Here is an 18,956-nt window from a genome sequence, read left to right on the forward strand (position 1 = left end):
ATGAGCTGCCAGCCGACATCGAAGTGCCCGCCCACGTCCTCGTGGGCGGGCTCCAGCAAGGCCGGAACCTTCGGGTTCCGTGCCTTGCGTGGCGGCTTCGCCGCTCTCTTGGCTTGCGCGGTCATCCCGACCGCGCCGGCTCAGCAGTCCTACCCTTCGCCAATCGTCAATACGGCCACGGCCCAGCCGCCGGTCGGCACGATTGATCCGAATCCAGCCAACAACACCGCCAGCGACAGCAATGTCCTGGCGGCTCTGGCAAACCTATCCCTGACCAAGACCCTGGCCAGTGCCTCGCCGGCACCCGCGGGATCCATGGTCACCTATCGAATCCAGGTGACGAACGCCGGCCCCGCCGCCGCGCTCGGCGCCACCATCCAAGACGCGGTTCCGGCAGACCTCACTTCGGTCGGCTGGACCTGCGAGGCTTCCGGCAACTCGACGTGCGGAAGCACCACCGGAAGCGGCAATGACATCAGCCTGCGCGCCGACGTGTATCCCGGCGACGGCAATGGCATTCTGCTCACGGTGAACGGAACCGCCCCGGCCGGCGGCACTATCGGCCCCAACCTCGCCATCGTCACGCCGCCTCCGGGCACGAGCGATCCGGACGAGGGCGACAACAACGACGGCACGCCCGGCATCCCGGTCCTCTCACGCACCATCGACGCGGTCGAGGACTTCGCATCGACCCGCCAAGGCAACCCGGTGGCCATCCCCGTCCTGGTCAACGACACCCTCAAAGGGCAGCCCATCGAGCCGGGCCAGGTCACCGTCAGCCTCGCGACGCCGCCGCCCACCGGCTCGGTCGTGCTCAATCCGGACGGCAGCTTCACCTACACGCCAGCACCCGGTGAATACGGCGACGTCGAGTTCGAGTACACCATCTGCGAAGTGGCGTACCCGTCCAACTGCGACACCACCGTCGTGACCATCACGATCGTCCCGGGCGAGGTCATCGCCAACGATGACCGGGTCGAGAGCCCGGCACCGGGCACCGTGGAGATTCCCTGGGCGCTGAACGACACCTCGACCGCGATGCCGCTGGTCCTCGGTGGGGTGTCCCTGATCACGCCGCCGGCGCACGGCGACCTGGAGTGCAACAGCGAGGGTCGCTGCTGGTACACGCCGAGACCTGGCTTCCCCGGCGAGGACAGCTTCGTCTACCGCGTCTGCGACAGCTCCATGCCCCAGCCGCTCTGCGATACCGCCACGGTGACCATCGTCATGCCCGGTGAGCCGGTGCAGCTGCGCGTCAGCAAGCGTGCGCTCCAGCGCACCGCCAGCGTCGGTGACCTGGTGCGCTACGAGATCACCGTGGAGAACACCGGCAACATCCCGGCGGCCAATGCACAGGTGCTGGATACGCTGCCTCCCGGCTTCAGCTACGCCGAAGGCTCCTTCACCTTCGAGGGCGACGATGCCGAGGTTTCGTTGGGCAGCCGTGATCCGCTTCGCCTGGCCGGCGTGGACCTCGCTCCCGGCGAATCCCTCACCCTGCGCATCCTGCTGCGCGTGGGCGCTGGCGTCGGCCCCGGCATCCACACCAACCGCGTGGTGGCGCAGGATGCGGGCGGCAACGCCGTGAGCAACGTCGCCAGCGCCGATGTCGAGGTCGTGGGCGATCCGCTGCTGGAGGAAAGCCTCATCGTCGGCACGGTGTTCAACGACCTGGACGGCAATGGCATCCAAGACCACGGCGAGCGGGGCATCCCGGGCGTGAGGGTTGTCTCGGTCGAAGGCCTGCTGGTTGAAACAGATGCCTACGGACGCTATCGCCTGGTCGGCATCAGCGCCGCCAACGAGGCGAATGGCCGCAACTTCATCCTCAAGGTCGACGTGGCAACGCTGCCGGACGGCAGCGCGTTCACCACCTCCAACCCCCTGGTGCGGCGCATCACTGCGGGCATCCCGGTCCGGTTCGATTTCGGCGTGCGGCTGCCGGCCGGTGACCTCCCGGCCGATGCCCGACGCATTGGCATGGAGCAGGTGGTGTTCGCCTTCGCGCCCGGCAGCGAGGCGCTGACCGGCCCCTACGAAGCACAGCTTGACGCGGTGGCGGCGCAGGTCCGCGCCTACGGCGGCGGCTACCTGAGCGTAAAGGCCGACGGCGAGGGCGAAGCACTCGCGTTGCGCCGCGCACGGGCCCTGCACGATGCACTGCGCACCCGCCTTGACCCCGCCGTGGCCCGCAAGACCCAGGTGGAAATCCTGCCCGGCGGAAACGATGAAATGCCGCTGGTGAAATTCGGCGAAACCATCACGCTCGAGCCCATCCTTTTTGCCACCGACAAGGCCGAGCTCCGCGAGGAGCATATGCCGCTGATCCATGAAATCGCGCGCTCGTTCGAGCGCGGCGAGTTCAGCCTGCTGGTGATCGAGGGGCACGCCGACTACCGCGGGTCAAAACCTTACAACCATGACCTTGGCCTGCGCCGCGCGCACCGTGTGTTCGAAGCCATTTCGCAGGAACTGTCCCCGGCGGCGCGCACACGCCTGCGGTTGGAGGTCGCCGGCGCACAGTTCAGGAACCAGCCATGAGCCACACCATGCCCAAGTCCCAGCGGCCCTCGTTGCTGCCGTTCTCGGCCATTGCCGTGGCGGTGTTGTCGCACTTCCCCGCCCTCGCCCAGGACAGTCGCATCCCGGCCGCGCCACCCTGCGAACAAGGGTCGGCATGCGGTGGAACACCGGTGCAGGTCCTGAGCGCTGCTGTAAACCAGCCCGTCGCCGACGGCACCGACCCGGCATCGCTGCAGCGCAACCGCCGCGCGGAAGTCACGGGTGCGGCGGCCACTCCCGGGCAAGGCTGGGTCAATGGCGAGTTCAGCCTCGAACTGCCCGGCGGTGGAGTGGTCTGGGCAACCGAGGACCCAACCCTGGGCCAGCCGGTGCTGAGCATGATGGCGCCGTCCAGCGCCGCCTTCGCCGAAGGCCGGATCGTCGGGCCCGTGACCTTCCAAGGCTACAGCAACTACCCGGCTTTCATCGAGAGGGTCGAGATCAGCCTCTATCGCGACGCCGACACGGACCGGGTGGCGCCGCTGGCGACCCTGAGCCTGGCCCCCGCAGCGATGATGAAGGCGGAGTGGGACGGCCGCATGGCGCCGGCCCCTTCATTGCAGGCGGGCGACGGACTGGTGTACGTGACGCGCGCCTACGACCGCGAGGGCCGCTTCGACGAAACCGTGGCGCAGCGCATACAGCTGCTGAGCCAGGCCGACCACGAGCGCGGCCGGCTCGCCGCCGTGGAAACCGCGCGCCGGGCGTTGGGCGGCACCGTGACGGCCGAGCAGGCGGAAACCCTGGCCGCCATCGATGCCGTGTACGGCCGCAATGCCCTGCGCCTCCAGAACATCCCCATCCAAGGTTCGCGCGTGCGCATCCAGGGCCGCAACATCGCCGAGGAGTACACGCTCAGCATCAATGGCCAGTCCATTCCCGTGGATCTGGAGCGCAAGTTCGTCGCAGAATTCCTGGAACCGGTGGGCCGGCACCAGTACCAGCTCGAGGTGACCAAGGCCGGACACACCGAGATCCTCGGCAAGACGATCGAGGTCGACGTAAACGGCAAACACTGGTTCCTGGTCGCGTTGGCCGACCTGACGCTCTCACGCAACGATGTCCACGGCCACATGGAGCCCCTCGCGAGCCAGGACCGCTACGGTGACACCTTCCTGACCGAGGGCCGGCTGGCGTTCTACCTCAAGGGCAAGATCAAGGGCCGCTACCTGCTGACCGCCCAGGCAGACACCCGCGAAAAGGACGTCCGAAGGTTGTTCAGCGGATTCCTCGACGCCGAACCGACCGACGTGTTCCGCCGCCTGGACCCCGACGCCTACTATCCCGTGTATGGCGACGACTCCACCACCGTGCGCGACGTCGACAGCCAGGGCCAGCTCTACGTGCGGCTGGAATGGGATCGCAGCCAGGCCGTCTGGGGCAACTTCTCCACCGGCTTCACTGGCACCGAGTACGGCCAGTACACGCGCTCGCTCTACGGCGCAGCGCTGGCTTGGCGTTCGCCCGAAACCACCTCGCTTGGCGAGAACCGCTCGCAGGTGCGCACCTTCGTTTCGCAGGCCCAGACCGCGCTCGGGCACAGCGAATTCCTGGGTACCGGCGGCAGTCTCTATTACCTTCGCCACACCGACGTGCTGCCCGGCTCCGAGCGCCTGGTGCTCGAGGTCCGCGACCGCAGCACCGGCCGCATCGAGGCGCGCGTCGACCTGCAGCCTGGGGTCGACTACGAGATCGACGAGCTCCAGGGCCGGATCATCCTGACCCGCCCGCTCACGCAGGTCACGCGGGAGAACGTGCGCACGCTGACGCGCGACGGCGTGCTGGATGGCTTCGACCAGCTGCTGCTGGCCGATTACGAATACATCCCGGCCGGCTTCGACGCCGACGACGCGATCACCGGCCTGCGAGGGCGGCAGTGGTTCGGCGAGCACCTCGCCGTCGGCGCCACCGTCGTCGACGAGAACCGCGGCGGTGACGACTACGGCTTGCGCGCGTTCGACCTGACCGTCCAGGCGGGCCGGGGCACCTATCTCAAGGTCGAACAGGCGCGCACCGAGGCCACCGTGGCCCCGGTCTTCTATTCCGACAACGGCGGACTGAGCTTCCTGGAACGCAACCCGATCGAAGGTCCGCGCCAGGGAGACGCGCGCGCCATCGAGGCGCGCGCGAACTTCCGCGAGCTTGGCTGGACGACGCGCGGCTGGAGCGTCGGCGCCTGGAGGCGCGACGTCGACGCCGGCTTCTCCATCGCCCGTTTCGACAACGGCATCGACAGCACGGAGCGTGGCGTCGAGTTCCTCGGGGAGGCCAGCGAGAACGTGCAACTGTACGGCCGCTGGAGCCTCGCCGAACGCGGCAGCAATGCGGTCGAGCAAGGCCAGCTCAACGCCGACTGGCGTCTTGACCGCAACGGCCGACTGGGCGCGGAACTGCGGCGCGTGCGGGAGCGCACCGGCGACGGCGAGACCGAAGCCACCCTTGCCGCCCTGAGCTATCGCCGCCGCATGGGTGATGCGCTCGAACTCTATGGCACGGGCCAGCTGACCGTCGACGACAGCGGCGGCACGTATCCGGCGAATGACCGGCTCAGCCTGGGCGCACGTTATCTGTTCCGCGACCAGTCCAGCCTAGGCGCCGAACTCAGCGACGGAGACCGGGGCCGCTCGGCCCGCGTCGAGGGCGAGTACCGGCTGGCCGCTGACCACACCCTCTACAGCAGCTACAGCTACAGCACCGACCGCACGACCCGCGACCCGCTGTTCGACACCGCCCTCCAGCGCGGCTGGACCGTGGGGCAACGCTGGCGCCTGTCCGACCAAGTCGGGCTCTTCAATGAAAGCCAGTACCTCAAGGATCCGCGCAACGACGCCAGCGGCCTCACGCATGCCTTCGGCATGGACTTCTACCCGTCCAAGGGCTGGAACCTGGGTTTCAGCGTGCAGGACGGCGAACTCGAGGCTGCCAGCGGCATCGTGGATCGCCGCGCTTACAGCGCGAGCGGAACCCGCACATCCCCTGACTCGCAGTGGACCAGCAAGCTGGAGTTCCGTCGTGACCGCGGCGCGGAAGAGCGGGAGCAGTGGGTCACCACGCATCGCCTGCTGTACAAAATCAACGAGGACTGGCGCGTCGCGGTGCGCGCAAACTACGCCGACACCGAAGACCTGCTCAACCGCGCCTTCGACGCCAAGGTGGTCGAGGCCAACCTTGGCGCGGCCTGGCGCCCGCACGACAGCACCCGCTGGGCCGCCTTCGCCCGCTACACCTACCTCTACGACCTTGCGTCGGGTGGCCAGCTCGGCGGTGCCGAATACGACCAGCGCTCGCAGGTGCTGGCCGTCGAAGGCATCACCCAGCTCGGCGAGCATTGGGAACTGGCCGGCAAGCTCGCCAGCCGCTGGGGAGATTACCGCCTCGGCCGCGGCATCGGGACGTGGCTCGACAGCCGCGCGGACTTCGCTGCCGTGCAGTTTCGCTACCGGCTGGCCGGGCAATGGCACGGCCTGGCGGAGTACCGCTGGCTGGACGTGCGGGACGGCGGGACACGTCGCGGCGCCCTGGTGGGCGTCGACCGGGAGCTCGGCGAAAACTTCCGCGTGGGCATCGGCTTCAATTTCACCGACTTCAGCGACGACCTCACCGACCTGAGCTACGACAACCGAGGCTGGTTCCTCAACCTCGCCGGCTATTACTGAGCCGAGCGCAGAGGATCTGGCGTCTACGGAAACTGCTGCAACCAAATGGTGAATTGAGAGCGGGTCTCCTTCGACTACGCGATTTTCTAGTTGTTATTCGTCCCGAATCTGCTGGGCGCCGGGCTCTTCATCCACAACCTGCACCGGCGCATGGCGCTGCCGTGCGCTAGCATGGCTGGCGATGGCGGTTGTCGCTGCGGCCGGCGAGGCCTTCGTCTACGCGATCGTGATGGCCGGCGCCACCCCGGCGGGAAATACGGGATACACCTGTTGCCGCTCCTGGGCGGCTGAGCGCCGGTGCCGGGTTCAGCGGGACACGTCGCCCAGCGGCGTCAGCAGCCGCAGCCTTGCCGAACCGCGTTCGCCGGAATCGGCCAGTTCGATCGGCGCCTGCGCGGCCGAGGCCGCCACCACCCAGGCCGGCACTGTTGAGGCGCGCTGAAAATTGACCAGCAAAGGGCGGTTTTGCGCGTTGAAAATTGACCAGGGTGTTTCCCCTTACCTTGCAGGCGACCAGGCCTGTGGGGAGAAGAGGTGCACACCATGTCGATGTACGCGAAGGTCCGGCGGCTGAGGCTGCGCAACGGCCTGGCGCCGTCGAGCACCCTGGCGTCGGGCGACTTCACGGTGGAGATGGAGACCGGCACCGGCAAGACCTACGTCTACCTGCGCACGATCTTCGAGCTGAACAAGCGCTACGGCTTCACCAAGTTCGTCATCGTGGTGCCGTCGGTGGCCATCAAGGAAGGCGTCTACAAGTCGCTGCAGATCACCGAGGAGCACTTCAAGAGCATGTATGCCGGCGTGCCGGTGGACTTCTTCCTGTACGACTCCAGCAAGCTGGGCCAGGTGCGCAACTTCGCCACCAGCGCCACGATCCAAATCATGGTGGTCACGGTGGGCGCCATCAACAAGAAGGAGGTGAACAACCTCTACAAGGACAGCGAGAAGACCGGCGGCGAGAAGCCCATCGACCTCATCCGCGCCACGCGGCCTATCGTCATCGTGGACGAGCCGCAGAGCGTGGACGGCGGCCTCAGCGGCGCCGGCAAGGCCGCGCTGGACGCGATGAACCCGCTGTGCACCCTGCGCTACTCGGCCACCCACGCCAACAAGCACCACATGGTGTACCGCCTGGACGCCGTGGACGCCTACGAGCGCAAGCTGGTCAAGCAGATCGAGGTGGCAGCGGCCACCATCGAGGACGCCTTCAACAAGCCCTACGTGCGGCTGCTGGAGGTGAGCAACAAGAAGGGCATCTCGGCCAAGGTGGAACTGCACGTGCAGACGGCCACCGGCGCCAAGCCGCAGGTGCTGACCGTCAACGACGGCGACGACCTGCAGCAGCTGGCCAAGCGGGCGGTGTACGCCGACTTCCGTGTCGGTGAGATCAACACCGCCAAGGGCGAAGAGTTCATGGAGCTGCGCTACCCCGGCGGCGAGGTCTACCTGGCCCTGGGGCAAGCCCACGGCGAGGTGGATGCCCTGGCCGTGCAGCGCGAGATGATCCGGCGGACCATCAAGGAACACCTGGAAAAGGAGAAGCTGCTGCGGCCCAAGGGCATCAAGGTGCTGTCGCTGTTCTTCATCGAGTCGGTGGCGCGCTACCGCCAGTACGACAAGGACGGCAACCCGGTGAAGGGCGACTACGCCCGCATATTCGAGGAGGAGTATCGGCGCGCGGCCAAGCTGCCGGCCTTTCAGAGCCTGTTCGGCGAGGTGGACCTGGCACAGGAAGCCGCCGCCGTGCACGACGGCTACTTTTCCAGGGACAAGAAGGGGCACTGGGTCGACCCAGAACTCGACAAGAACGGCGAGCTGAAGAACGAGACCAGCCGCGCCGACGCCGAGCGCGGCTACAACCTCATCATGAAGGAGAAGGAGAAGCTGCTGACCTTCAGCACGCCGCTGAAGTTCATCTTCTCCCACTCGGCCCTGAAGGAAGGCTGGGACAACCCCAACGTCTTCCAGATCTGCGCCCTGCGCGAGATGGGCAGCGAGCGCGAACGCCGCCAGACCCTGGGCCGGGGCCTGCGCCTGTGCGTCAACCAGGACGGGCAGCGCGTCTACGGCCACGACGTGAACCGGCTGACGGTGATTGCCACCGAGTCGTACCAGGAGTTCGCCGACCAGCTGCAGAAGGAGATCAAGGCCGACACGGGCATCCGCTTCGGCATCGTCGAGCAGCACCAGTTCGCCACCATCGCCATCACCACGCCCGACGGCAAGGTGGCCCCGCTGGGCGTGGACCAGTCCAAGGCCCTGTGGGACCACCTGCGCGCTGCCGGACACATCGACGCCAAGGGCAAGGTGCAGGACTCGCTGAAGGTCGCCCTGAAGGACGGCAAGCTGGCCTTGCCGGACGCCTTCGAGCCCTACCGAGGCCAGGTGGCCGAGCTGCTGCGCAAGGTGACCGGCCGCGTCGAGGTGAAGAACCGCGACGACCGCGAGACCGTGGCACTGCGCAAGGGCGCCGACGGCAAGGCCGTGACGCTTAGCGAGGACTTCAAGGCGCTGTGGGACCGCATCAAGCACAAGACCACCTACCGGGTGCAGTTCGACAACGACAAGCTCATCCGCGACTGCGTAAGCTTCCCCGCTCGGTAGACATCCCATAAGTAGAACTTTCTGGCATGTTTTCCCAGCCACGAGGTTCCATGAAAAAGTCCCGATTCACCGAGTCCCAGATTGTCACGATCCTCAAGCAGGCCGATGCCGGCATCCCGGTCAAGGACATCTGCCGGCAGGTTGGCATCAGTGTCGCCACCTACTACCAATGGAAGTCGAAGTACGGCGGCATGGAGGCGTCCGACCTCAAGCGGGTCAAGGATCTGGAAGCCGAAAACGCCAAGCTCAAGCGCATGTATGCCGAACTGGCACTGGACAACGCGGCCCTGAAGGATCTGATCACAAAAAAACTCTAGGACCGGCTCAGAGGCGCGAGGCGGTGCGTTACCTCACCGAGGTGCACCGCCGACCCCTGAGTCGGTCCTGCAGCTACCTCGGGTTATCTAGAGCAGCCTGGTACCGGCCACCGCTGGATTGGACTGTGCGCGATGCGGAGGTCATTGCCGCCCTGGCGCAGCTGGTGGAGAAGCACCCCAGCCGCGGCTTCTGGAAGTACCGCAGGGCGCTCAAACGGCGCCAGCCCCAGTGGAACCACAAACGGATCTATCGCGTGTATCTGGCCATGAAGCTCAACCTTCGCCGTAAAGCCAAACGCCGCCTCCCCAAGCGCGAGCGCATCCCGCTGTACGTACCGCACATGCCCGACATCGTCTGGTCGGCTGATTTCGTGTCCGATGCGCTGGCGAATGGCCGCCGCTTCCGCATCTTCAACGTCGTGGACGACTTCAACCGCGAACTTCTCCACATTGAAGTCGACACTTCGATTTCGTCGCTACGGCTGGTTCGGATCTTCGAGCAGTTGCAGCGCGACCATGGGCTGCCGCAGGTGCTGCGGAAGGCGCGGGACCTACGGAAATGAGATGCCTTCCCGGTGTTGCGCCCCCCTCCAGTCCACCGTGCAAGTGGTGGGCGGTTTCAGAAGCCGATCACATACCGACACATCCTGTGAATACCACTGCGCGGAAGATGGATGCCACGGTCAGGAGATGCCTTTACTCCACACCACGGATCACAACGATGAACAACGATCGGAAACCCTCGCCATCCGGCATCAACGCCAGTGACCAAGACAAGGCGAACACCCCAGACAAACACCGCAATGACAAGGCCCAATGGAAGGACCATGACATGCCTGATGCCGAGCACAACGCCCGTCCGGAAGACTACGAGCGGGTGCCGGTGAAGCGCCCATAGTCGGCAGGCCACCACGGCAGCACGTCGCAACTTTTCGATCCCGGGCTACCTCCGTGGCTGGGCGCGCCTGGAGCTGATGTTTCCCTGCCGGTGAGCGCTGCTTGCCGGCCCGTCCACAGAAGGAGTCACCCGATGACACGAGACCGAAAGGATCCACCCGATCCCACCGAAGACCGCGACTGTCCGGAGTCGGGACAGCAACGCCGGCAGCGTAAGGACCACGAGAGTTCCAACCAGGATCAGGCACTGGAGGAGACGTTCCCCGCAAGCGATCCGGTATCCCCGTTCGTCCCGGCCAAGGCACCGGAATGAGCCCGCAAGGCGTGGGTCTGCGGTAGGCCCACGTCTGTGCTCAGGTGCCCGTTTGCGAATGCGGTGCCACCAAGGCGGCGGCCAACGTTCGGGCTGGCGCGGGCGGCCATATCTGATGAAAAAGCGGACCCCGTTCAGGGGCCCGCCACGCTCAACCGACTATCAACGACCAAGGCAGTTCAGAACCTTGGAACTTGTATCTGAATCCCTCGTAGTCGATCTGCTGCGCAAGGTTTCCCTTTTCATCCATCAAGGTGTTCACCTCGACCATGTCATCCATCACGACGCCCTTGGCGCCACGTAATGGGAGGTTCAATACCGTTTTCAAGCTTTTTCGCTCCGTCGAAACGACCTTGACGGGACGCCTCTCTCGCCCCGGTCCTTCCAGATAGAGTTTCATGCTTTTCACAGCGCAGTCTCCTCAATGGTGCCCCGTGTTCCGGCCGACCGTGTATAGAACCGCAGCTGTGAAAGCCGGGAAAAAAACGCGCGGGAATGAGCGTTTTTGTGACCTGCTCTGAAAAAAACCGGCATCAACCGACTGCTCTGGCTTTGTGCGGCAGCGGCCAGCAGTACGACCAATGGCCGGCAGTCCGCTCAGCGCAACGGCGAAAAGCAAAAGGCCCGCTGCAGCGGGCCTTCCGGGATAAAGCACTGGACGGTGCCGAGACGGGCATCAGAACGGGATGTCATCATCGGCAAAGTCATCCATCGGCGGTGCCGATTGCTGCGGTGCCGGAGCCGGGCGCTGCGGCCGCTGGCCATAGCCGCCGCCCTGGTCCTGGCTGCCGTAGCCGCCCTGCTGGCGCGGAGCGGACTGCCGTTGCGGGCGCTCGCCGCCGAAATTGCCGCCTCCACCGCCTTCACCACGGCCACCGAGCATCTGCATCTCGTTGGCGACGATGTCGGTGGAATATTTTTCCACACCGTCCTGTCCGGTGTACTTGTCGTAGCGCAGCTCACCTTCGACATAGACCTGCGAGCCCTTGCGCAGGTACTCGCCGGCGATCTCGCCGAGCTTGCCGAAAAACACCACGCGGTGCCATTCGGTGCGCTCCTGGTTGTTGCCGTCACGGTCCTTGCGCATGCTGGTGGTCGCCAGGCTGATGCGGGTGATCGCCATGCCGGCCTGGGTGTACTTGGTGTCCGGGTCGTTGCCGAGGTTGCCGACAAGGATGACTTTATTGATGCCGCGAGCCATAGGATTCCTACTCTTCCGTTGGGGTCCACCCGCCGGATGCGGGCAATAGCGAAGAGATTATAGCTTCCCGGCGCGGGCCGGTATCAGGCGGCCGGCCCGCTGCCTGTGGGACAAGCCCCCGGCCCAGCCCGGCCCCGGCAAGCGGTGGCGCATGGCATAATGCTCGGCGTCTTCAGGCAGGTGTCGTAAATGACCATCAAGGGCAAGGCCACCTCACTGGATATCGCGCACCTGGCCGGGGTGTCGCAGCCGACCGTCTCGCGGGCCCTGCGCGGCAACCCGATGGTCAATGCCGACACCCGCAAGCGCATCCTGGAGATCGCCCGGCAGCTGAACTACAAGGTCGACAAGAACGCCTCCAGCCTGCGCTGCCAGCAGTCCGGCACGCTGGCGCTGCTGTTCTTCGAGGATCCGACCCCGGACGACTCGCTGATCAACCCGTTCTTCCACTCGATGCTGGGCTCGATCACCCGCGCCTGCGCGCTGAACGGGCAGGACCTGCTGGTCTCCTTCCAGCAGCTGTCCAGCGACTGGCATGCCGATTTCGAGGACAGCAACAAGGCCGACGGCATCATCCTGCTGGGCTATGGCGATTACCACGAATCGGAGGAACGGCTGCAGCGGCTGGTCGAACAGGGCACCCATTTCGTCCGCTGGGGCGCCGCCCTGCCCGGCCAGCCCGGGGTTTCGGTGGGCAGCGACAATTTCCAGGGCGGCTTCGACATCACCGCGCATCTGCTGGACGCCGGCTGCCGGCGCATCGCCTTCCTCGGCCACGCCTCCAGCCACTACCCGGAGTTCGCCGAGCGCTACCGCGGCCATGCGCAGGCGCTGCGCGGGCGTGGACTTCAGCCCGATGCCGGTCTGCAGCACGATGCGATCACCACCGAGGAGTCCGGCCACGCCGCCTGCGTGGCCCTGCTGGAACGCGGCCTGCCGTTCGATGCGATCTGCGCGGCCAGCGACCTGATCGCCATCGGCGCGTTGCGGGCCCTGCGTGAACGTGGCCTGCGGGTGCCCGAGGACGTGCGGGTCACCGGTTTTGACGACATCCCGCTGGCCGCCTCGGTGTCGCCGGCGTTGACCACCGTGCAGCAGGACACCAAACAGGCCGGTCAGCTGCTGGTGGAACGGCTGCTGGGACTGATCGCACGCGAGCCGGTGGAAGGCATCAACATCCCGGTGAAGCTGGTGGTACGCGAATCCTCCCGCGGCGGGCTCAACTGAAGTCCTTGAGGATTTCCAGCACGCCGGCCGGAGCGATCTCGAAGCCCAGCGTCGTACCCGGGTTGATCACCACCCCGTAGCCGCCCGGCACGCGGCGCAGCACCTCGAGCATCAGCATGCGGATGTTGTGCGGTGCCTGCTGCGGGAAGTATCCGACCCGTGCCATGTCGGTGAATACCGCCACATGCAGCACGCCCTGCTTGTCGAACAGCAGCGGATCGAAGCCACTGCCGTCGGCGGTGACCAGGCTGCCGGTCAGCAGCACCACCTCGGAGGCGACAAAGGCCTGCATGAACGCCCTGATCGGCAGCTTGCCGTCCATCGCGGTGCGCAACAGCGTTTCGATGGGGGTCTGCGGGGGAAGCTCGTTCATGGATCAGGCCGGGACTGCGGAGGGCGCTGATTGTAGCGGCTGCCGGCCAGCGCCCGGGCCAGGTCGCGGTGGCCACGCCCGCGAGCCCCTGCCTGGCGGGCAAGGGCCACCCTCGCCCGGGGCTCAGCGCGCCAAGCGCTGCGTGCGCGCCTGCTGGTCGGCCATCGCCGCGGCCAGCTGCGCCTGCAGCGCGGCCTGCCTCACCTCACCGTCCAGCACGAACACCTTCACGCCATGGGCCGGCACCTCGGTCTTGAGCGCTCGCTTCACCTTGACCGTGCCGCCGTCCAGCGCGTCGCGCCACTGTCCCGGCTGCAGGTAGCGGCTGACTTCGAACGTCGTGGCGGTATCGCCCTTGTTCAGCAGCACCAGCGCGGTCTGCGCGCTGTCGCCGTGCTGCAGCACGCGATAGAACACCGCCTGGTCTCCCTGCAGCCGCTCGTTGACCTGCAAGCCGCGCTGCAGCGCTGGGGTGGCCTGGCGCAGTTTGGAGATGCGTTGCAGCGGCGCGAAGATCGGGCTTTCCGGCGCGGCATCCACGCGCTGTTGGCCGAAGTAGGCACGGTTGCCGGCGTGTTCGGCGCGGCCGCGCATGAAGCCGGTTTCCGAGCCGTAATAGAGCACCGGGATGCCGCGCGCGGTGAACAGCCAGTTGTGGGCGTCGATGAAACCGGCGTCGCTGGCATCCAGCCGCGCCATGTCGTGGTTGTCGTAGAAGCTCATCAGCTCGTACGGATTGGCGTAGGGGCCGCCACTGAGGTGCAGCGGTTCGGCCAGCGCCTCGAAGCCTTTCTGCTCCCGACCGAACACCGACGACATCGCGCCGCGCAGCGGGAAGTCCAGCACGCTGACGTTGGCGTTGCCCGGCCAGGTGTGCTCGGCGATCTTGGCCGCGTCATAGTCGAACGCCTCGCCGAACATGAACATGCCCGGGTGCTGCGCGCGGATGCGGGTGACGAATTCATGCCACCACGGATGCGGCAGCCAGCCGATGGTGTCGATGCGCAGCGCATCCACGCCCTGCTCGGCCCAGTGCAGGTAGGCGCCGACCAGATAGTCCATCACCGCCGGGTTGTGCTCGTTGAAGTCGCCCAGCTCGGCCAGGTTGCCGTCGAAGATCGAGCCCTTGCTGTCATCGACCGGACCGATGTTGTTGTAGAACGCATGCAGCCGGTTGTGCTGCGGGTCCAGCTGCTGCGGCGCCAGGTTCTGATGGTCGGCGATGAGCTTGCCGTCCTTGTCGAAGATCTGGCCGAACTGCGGCTGTTTCACCGGCATGGTCCACGCTGGGGAGCCGTGGTTGCCGACGATATCCAGCACCACTTTCAGCCCGGCATCGTGCAGGCCACGGGTCAGCCCGGCGAAATCCAGGTCCTTGCTGGGCAGGTGCTCATCGAGCTTGTAGAAGTTGATACCCCAGTAGCCGTGGTAGCCGGTCTTGCCGCGGTCGGTCAGCGTACTGGTGCAGCTGATCGGCTTGCTGCCGGTGAAGGCCTCATCCGGGTTGTCGACGATGGGGGTGATCCACACCGCGCCGAAGCCGAGCTGGCGGATGTAGCCGGCATTGTCCAGCACGCCGCGGAAGTCGCCACCGAGGTAGCCGATGTTGCCGTCGACCTTGTCCGGGCACGGCACCGGGATGTCGAAGGTGCGGTGCTCACCGCCCTGGTCGCGATGGTCGTTGGACGGATCCCCGTTGACGAAGCGGTCGGTGACCACGAAGTACACCGCATCGCTGGCAAATGGCTCGGTGGTGCCGATGTAATCCGGCCGCGAGGCCATTGCCGGACCGGCGACCAGTGCCAACGAAACCGCCACAGACAGACAACTGCGCATCACACCACCTCCGGTTGCGACGGAACCCGCAGCACGCACAGCCCGGCCACGAACAGGCTGCAGCCGCCCAGCACCAGAACGTGCATGGGATTGCCGCCCAGCCAGCTGCGCAGGGCAAAGCCCAACGCACTGGCGGCGACCAGTTGCGGGATCACGATGAAGAAATTGAAGATACCCATGTACACGCCCATCTTGCTGGCAGGCAGGCTGTCGGACAGCAGCGCGTAGGGTAGTGACAGGATCGAGGCCCAGGCGAAGCCGACCCCGACCATCGACAGCAGCAGCCAGCGTGGATCGTCGATGAACATCAGCGAGATCAGCCCCAGCCCGCCCAGCCACAGGTTGAGCAGGTGGCTCCAGCGCAGGCCGATGCGGCGCACCAGCAGCGGAATCACCAGCGCCGCCAGCGCGGCGAAGCCGTTGTAGGCACCGAACAGCACGCCGACCCAGTTGGCGCCCTCGTTGTAGGCCGCCGACTGCGGATCGGTCGAACCGAAGTGGCTGCCGGCCACCGCCGCGGTGGTGTAGATCCACATCGCGAACAGCGCGAACCAGGAGAAGAACTGCACCCACGCCAGCCGCCGCATCGTGCCGGGCATGCTGCGCAGGTCATCGACGATGGTGGCCAGCATGTGGGTGCCGGGCAGCAGCCGCGCCACACCCAGCAGCAGGCCGTAGCTGGCGCACAGACCGGCCAGCACGTACAGCATGCGATCGCCCTGTCGCCAGACGATCAGTGCTGCCAACAGCACGCCCAAGCCCAGCCACGACACGATTTGCCGCCACGCCGGCATTCCGGAGACGCGCGCGCCGCCATGCACCGCGGCCGGCTGCGCATCGTCGAAACCGGCCAGCTCGGCCGGCGAGTATTCGCGAGTGCGCAGCACGGTCCAGCTGATCGCCAGCAGCAACACCGCCGCACCGAAATAGAACGCATAGCGCACGGTGTCGGGCACTTCACCCGGGCCAGCGGTATTGGCCACGCCGCAGCGCGCGAGGATGAACGGAAGGAAGCTGGCGACCACCGCGCCTACGCCAATGAAGAAGCTCTGCATCGCAAAGCCGGTGGGGCGTTGCCGGGGCGAGAGCTGGTCGCCGACGAAAGCACGGAACGGCTCCATCGAGATGTTGATCGAGGCATCGAGCACCCACAGCGTGCCGGCGGCGATCCACAGCGTCGGCGAGTTGGGCATCACCAGCAGCGCCAGCGTGGTCAGCACCGCGCCGATCATGAAGAACGGACGGCGCCGTCCCCAGCGCGTCCAGGTACGGTCGGACAGGTAACCGACCACCGGCTGCACCAGCAGCCCGGTCAACGGTGCGGCGATCCACAACCCCGGTACCGCATCCATCGGTGCGCCCAGCGTTTCGAAGATGCGGCTGGCATTGGCGTTCTGCAGTGCGAAGCCGAACTGGATCCCCAGAAAGCCGAAGCACATGTTCCAGATCTGCCAGAACGACAGTTGCGGTTTGCTTTTCATCAAGCGCTTCCCCCCTCCGGGAATCACGGATGCGATGTAGAGGCGCGATTGCGCTGTGGCCATGGTAGAGGCCGCACCGGCGATACGCATCGCCGTTGCATACGTATTCAATGCCTGCCGGCACCCACCACCGCAACGGAACGGGAATAGTGGCCGTATGGCCCGCGCGCAACGCGCGGTTCACCGACCAGACCCGGGAGCAGAGATCAGATGGCCGACCGTTCTTCCTATTCCTTCCGCCTGCTGCCGCTTGCCGGCATGGCTCTGCTGTCCTGCGCACTGACCGCGCAGGCCGCCGATCTGGCGCGCGTCGCCTCGCCCGATGGCACCCTGGCGGTGATCGTCGAATCGCAACATGAGGGGCGTCTTTCCTACCGGGTGGAACGCAATGGCGAAGCAGTGATCGCCCCGTCGCGGCTGGGCATGCTGCTGGGCGACGGACGCCTGGAGCGCAACATCGCGCTGACCGGGCAGTCGCAGCGCAGCGTCGATGAGACCTGGGAGCAGCCGTGGGGCGAACGCCGCCTCACCCGCAACCACTACAACGAGCTGCGCACCCGTTTCAGCGAGAAGCCCGGTGCCGGCCGCGACTACGCGCGCCAGTTCGATGTGGTGTTCCGCGTCCACGACGATGGCGTCGGCTTCCGCTACGAGTTCCCGCAGCAGGCGGCGATGAAGCAGGTCAAGGTGCAGGCCGAGCTGACCGAGTTCGCCCTCGCCCGCCCGGCCACCGCCTGGTGGATTCCGGCCTTCGAGTGGAACCGCGAGGAGTACCTGTACCACCGCACGCCGCTGCAGCAGATCGGCACCGCACAGACGCCGCTGACCCTGCGCAGCGACAACGGGCTGCATATCTCCCTGCACGAAGCCGCACTGGTGGACTACGCCGGCATGAACCTGGCGCGCGGCGACGGCGATGTGCTGCATGCTGCGCTCACCCCGTCCAGCAACGGCGCACCGGTGCAGCGCACGCTGCCGTTCAACACGCCGTGGCGGACAATCACCATCGGCGAGAACGCCGCTGATCTGGCCGAATCCAGCCTGATCCTCAACCTCAACGAACCCAACGCGCTGGGCGATGTCAGCTGGTTCACCCCGGCCAAGTACGTGGGCGTGTGGTGGTCGCTGCATCTGGAAACCGAGACCTGGGGCACCGGTCCGCGCCACGGCGCCACCACCGCCAACACCCGCCGCTATATCGACTTCGCCGCCGCCAACGGCTTCCGCGGCGTGCTGGTGGAAGGCTGGAATACCGGTTGGGACGGCGACTGGTTCGCCAACGGCCAGGCGTTCGACTTCACCCGCGCCACCGCCGACTTCGATCTGCCGGCCCTGGCCCGCTACGGCGCGACCAAGGGCGTGCACCTGATCGGCCACCACGAGACTGCCTGCGCGGTGAGCCATTACGAGCGCCAGCTGCCCGCGGCGCTGGACCTTTACGCCCGCAACGGGGTGGATGTGATCAAGACCGGCTATGTCTGCGACGCCGGCGACATCCAGCGCCAGGACCAGGCCGGCGGTCCGATCCTGCGCGAGTGGCACGAGGGCCAGTGGATGAGCAACCACCACCTGCGTGTGGTGCAGCAGGCGGCGGCAAAACATATCGCGATCAACGCGCACGAACCGGTCAAGGACACCGGCCTGCGCCGCACGTACCCGAACTGGGTATCGCGCGAAGGCGCCCGCGGCATGGAGTTCAACGCCTGGGGCAATCCGCCCAATCCGCCGGGCCACGAGGCCACACTGGTGTTCACCCGCATGCTGGCCGGGCCGATGGACTACACCCCGGGCATCGTCAGCCTGAAAGGCCGCAACGGCCTGCCGCTGCGCAGCACGCTGGCCAAACAGCTGGCCCTGTACGTGGTGCTGTACAGCCCGATCCAGATGGTGGCCGACCTGCCCGAACATTACGCCCAGCACCCCGAGGCCTTCCAGTTCATCAAGGATGTGGCGGTGGACTGGGAGCAGAGCCGCGTGCTCAACGGCGAGATCGGCCAGTACGTGACGTTCGCGCGCAAGGCGCGGGGTGGCGATGAATGGTTCCTCGGCAGCGTCGGCAGCGAAGCGCCGCAGACGCTTGACGTGCCGCTGTCCTTCCTCGACCCGGGCCGCCGCTACCGCGCGCAGATCTACCGCGACGGCGACGGCGCCCACTGGGACACCGCCCCGTTCGCCTTCACCACCGAGACCCGCGAGGTCGGCAGCGGTGACTCGCTCCGCATCGCGCTGGCCGCAGGCGGTGGCGCGGCGGTGCGTTTCGTGCCGGTGGAGTGATCGCCGCTCGCAGCCGCAGACAACAGATCACCCCGTCATCCCTGCACCGGCAGGGATGACGGCCAGTACCGGAATCCGCCACGCCGGATCGAACAGCACTCGGGAAAGCGTTTTCAGGCCTGTGCCGCTGTCCCGCGCGGCATTGAATACGTATGCAGGCCGATCCCGCCGCATTGCCCGCTGATTACCATGCGAGGCAGTCGCACAGCTAG

13 protein-coding genes and 1 pseudogene are annotated in these 18,956 nt (G+C 66.4%); 8 read left to right on the forward strand and 6 right to left on the reverse strand.

Annotated features, from left to right (window positions below):
- The gene (locus tag ACSBPQ_RS08975; RefSeq protein WP_442681849.1) at positions 1-2,541 is read left to right on the forward strand and encodes an Ig-like domain-containing protein; all 2,541 of its coding nucleotides are present in this window, start codon (positions 1-3) and stop codon (positions 2,539-2,541) included.
- A complete protein-coding gene (locus ACSBPQ_RS08980) occupies positions 2,538-6,218 on the forward strand; it encodes a hypothetical protein (protein ID WP_442681850.1) in 3,681 nt (1,226 codons plus the stop codon). The genes ACSBPQ_RS08975 and ACSBPQ_RS08980 overlap by 4 nt, the downstream gene beginning before the upstream one ends.
- A gap of 306 nt (positions 6,219-6,524) precedes the next feature.
- Here ACSBPQ_RS08980 and ACSBPQ_RS08985 read toward each other — a convergent pair whose 3' ends face one another.
- The gene (locus ACSBPQ_RS08985) at positions 6,525-6,674 is read right to left on the reverse strand and encodes a hypothetical protein (RefSeq protein WP_442681851.1); all 150 of its coding nucleotides are present in this window, start codon (positions 6,672-6,674) and stop codon (positions 6,525-6,527) included.
- Positions 6,675-6,761: 87 nt separating this feature from the next.
- On the opposite strand from ACSBPQ_RS08985, the gene ACSBPQ_RS08990 reads away from it, so the two are divergent.
- The 4 genes and pseudogenes from ACSBPQ_RS08990 to ACSBPQ_RS09005 all read left to right on the forward strand — a co-directional run bounded on the left by ACSBPQ_RS08990 (position 6,762) and on the right by ACSBPQ_RS09005 (position 10,352).
- On the forward strand, positions 6,762-8,825 hold the full coding sequence (locus ACSBPQ_RS08990) for a DEAD/DEAH box helicase family protein (protein WP_442681852.1): 2,064 nt from the start codon (positions 6,762-6,764) through the stop codon (positions 8,823-8,825).
- 50 nt (positions 8,826-8,875) lie between these two features.
- Positions 8,876-9,695, forward strand: a pseudogene (locus ACSBPQ_RS08995) (transposase); the annotation flags it as partial.
- Between the two features lie 168 nt (positions 9,696-9,863).
- Positions 9,864-10,040 (forward strand): hypothetical protein, encoded by a 177-nt coding sequence (locus ACSBPQ_RS09000; protein WP_442684615.1) that lies wholly within the window; start codon positions 9,864-9,866, stop codon positions 10,038-10,040.
- Positions 10,041-10,172: 132 nt separating this feature from the next.
- Positions 10,173-10,352, forward strand: coding sequence for a hypothetical protein (locus tag ACSBPQ_RS09005; RefSeq protein WP_442681853.1), 180 nt, complete (start codon positions 10,173-10,175; stop codon positions 10,350-10,352).
- 151 nt (positions 10,353-10,503) lie between these two features.
- Here ACSBPQ_RS09005 and ACSBPQ_RS09010 read toward each other — a convergent pair whose 3' ends face one another.
- Both ACSBPQ_RS09010 and ACSBPQ_RS09015 read right to left on the reverse strand, forming a co-directional pair.
- On the reverse strand, positions 10,504-10,752 hold the full coding sequence (locus ACSBPQ_RS09010) for a hypothetical protein (protein ID WP_442681854.1): 249 nt from the start codon (positions 10,750-10,752) through the stop codon (positions 10,504-10,506).
- 276 nt (positions 10,753-11,028) lie between these two features.
- Positions 11,029-11,553, reverse strand: a complete 525-nt coding sequence (locus ACSBPQ_RS09015; protein WP_442681855.1) for a single-stranded DNA-binding protein — start codon at positions 11,551-11,553, stop codon at positions 11,029-11,031.
- Between the two features lie 189 nt (positions 11,554-11,742).
- Here ACSBPQ_RS09015 and ACSBPQ_RS09020 point away from each other — a divergent pair, with 189 nt between their 5' ends.
- On the forward strand, positions 11,743-12,780 hold the full coding sequence (locus tag ACSBPQ_RS09020) for a LacI family DNA-binding transcriptional regulator (RefSeq protein ID WP_442681856.1): 1,038 nt from the start codon (positions 11,743-11,745) through the stop codon (positions 12,778-12,780).
- On the opposite strand, the gene ACSBPQ_RS09025 is transcribed toward ACSBPQ_RS09020, so the two are convergent.
- From ACSBPQ_RS09025 to ACSBPQ_RS09035, 3 genes are all read right to left on the reverse strand, one after another.
- The gene (locus ACSBPQ_RS09025) at positions 12,773-13,153 is read right to left on the reverse strand and encodes an SseB family protein (protein WP_442681857.1); all 381 of its coding nucleotides are present in this window, start codon (positions 13,151-13,153) and stop codon (positions 12,773-12,775) included. The two genes, ACSBPQ_RS09020 and ACSBPQ_RS09025, sit on opposite strands and share 8 nt — an antisense overlap.
- 123 nt (positions 13,154-13,276) lie before the next feature.
- Positions 13,277-14,989, reverse strand: coding sequence for an alpha-amylase family glycosyl hydrolase (locus ACSBPQ_RS09030; protein WP_442681858.1), 1,713 nt, complete (start codon positions 14,987-14,989; stop codon positions 13,277-13,279).
- On the reverse strand, positions 14,989-16,470 hold the full coding sequence (locus ACSBPQ_RS09035) for an MFS transporter (RefSeq protein ID WP_442681859.1): 1,482 nt from the start codon (positions 16,468-16,470) through the stop codon (positions 14,989-14,991). The genes ACSBPQ_RS09030 and ACSBPQ_RS09035 overlap by 1 nt, the downstream gene beginning before the upstream one ends.
- 258 nt (positions 16,471-16,728) lie before the next feature.
- Here ACSBPQ_RS09035 and ACSBPQ_RS09040 point away from each other — a divergent pair, with 258 nt between their 5' ends.
- A complete protein-coding gene (locus ACSBPQ_RS09040) occupies positions 16,729-18,744 on the forward strand; it encodes a glycoside hydrolase family 97 protein (RefSeq protein WP_442684559.1) in 2,016 nt (671 codons plus the stop codon).
- Positions 18,745-18,956 lie beyond the last annotated feature (212 nt).

This window comes from Stenotrophomonas sp. JC08, from assembly GCF_052180205.1.
Taxonomy (GTDB): Bacteria; Pseudomonadota; Gammaproteobacteria; order Xanthomonadales; family Xanthomonadaceae; genus Stenotrophomonas.

Coding starts and splice junctions, on each gene's coding strand:
- ACSBPQ_RS08975 (WP_442681849.1), top strand. CDS start 1: ATGAGCTGCCAGCCGACATCGAAGTGCCCGCCCACGTCCTCGTGGGCG.
- ACSBPQ_RS08980 (WP_442681850.1), top strand. CDS start 2,538: ATGAGCCACACCATGCCCAAGTCCCAGCGGCCCTCGTTGCTGCCGTTC.
- ACSBPQ_RS08990 (WP_442681852.1), top strand. CDS start 6,762: ATGTCGATGTACGCGAAGGTCCGGCGGCTGAGGCTGCGCAACGGCCTG.
- ACSBPQ_RS09000 (WP_442684615.1), top strand. CDS start 9,864: ATGAACAACGATCGGAAACCCTCGCCATCCGGCATCAACGCCAGTGAC.
- ACSBPQ_RS09005 (WP_442681853.1), top strand. CDS start 10,173: ATGACACGAGACCGAAAGGATCCACCCGATCCCACCGAAGACCGCGAC.
- ACSBPQ_RS09010 (WP_442681854.1), bottom strand. CDS start 10,752: ATGAAACTCTATCTGGAAGGACCGGGGCGAGAGAGGCGTCCCGTCAAG.
- ACSBPQ_RS09015 (WP_442681855.1), bottom strand. CDS start 11,553: ATGGCTCGCGGCATCAATAAAGTCATCCTTGTCGGCAACCTCGGCAAC.
- ACSBPQ_RS09020 (WP_442681856.1), top strand. CDS start 11,743: ATGACCATCAAGGGCAAGGCCACCTCACTGGATATCGCGCACCTGGCC.
- ACSBPQ_RS09025 (WP_442681857.1), bottom strand. CDS start 13,153: ATGAACGAGCTTCCCCCGCAGACCCCCATCGAAACGCTGTTGCGCACC.
- ACSBPQ_RS09030 (WP_442681858.1), bottom strand. CDS start 14,989: ATGCGCAGTTGTCTGTCTGTGGCGGTTTCGTTGGCACTGGTCGCCGGT.
- ACSBPQ_RS09035 (WP_442681859.1), bottom strand. CDS start 16,470: ATGAAAAGCAAACCGCAACTGTCGTTCTGGCAGATCTGGAACATGTGC.
- ACSBPQ_RS09040 (WP_442684559.1), top strand. CDS start 16,729: ATGGCTCTGCTGTCCTGCGCACTGACCGCGCAGGCCGCCGATCTGGCG.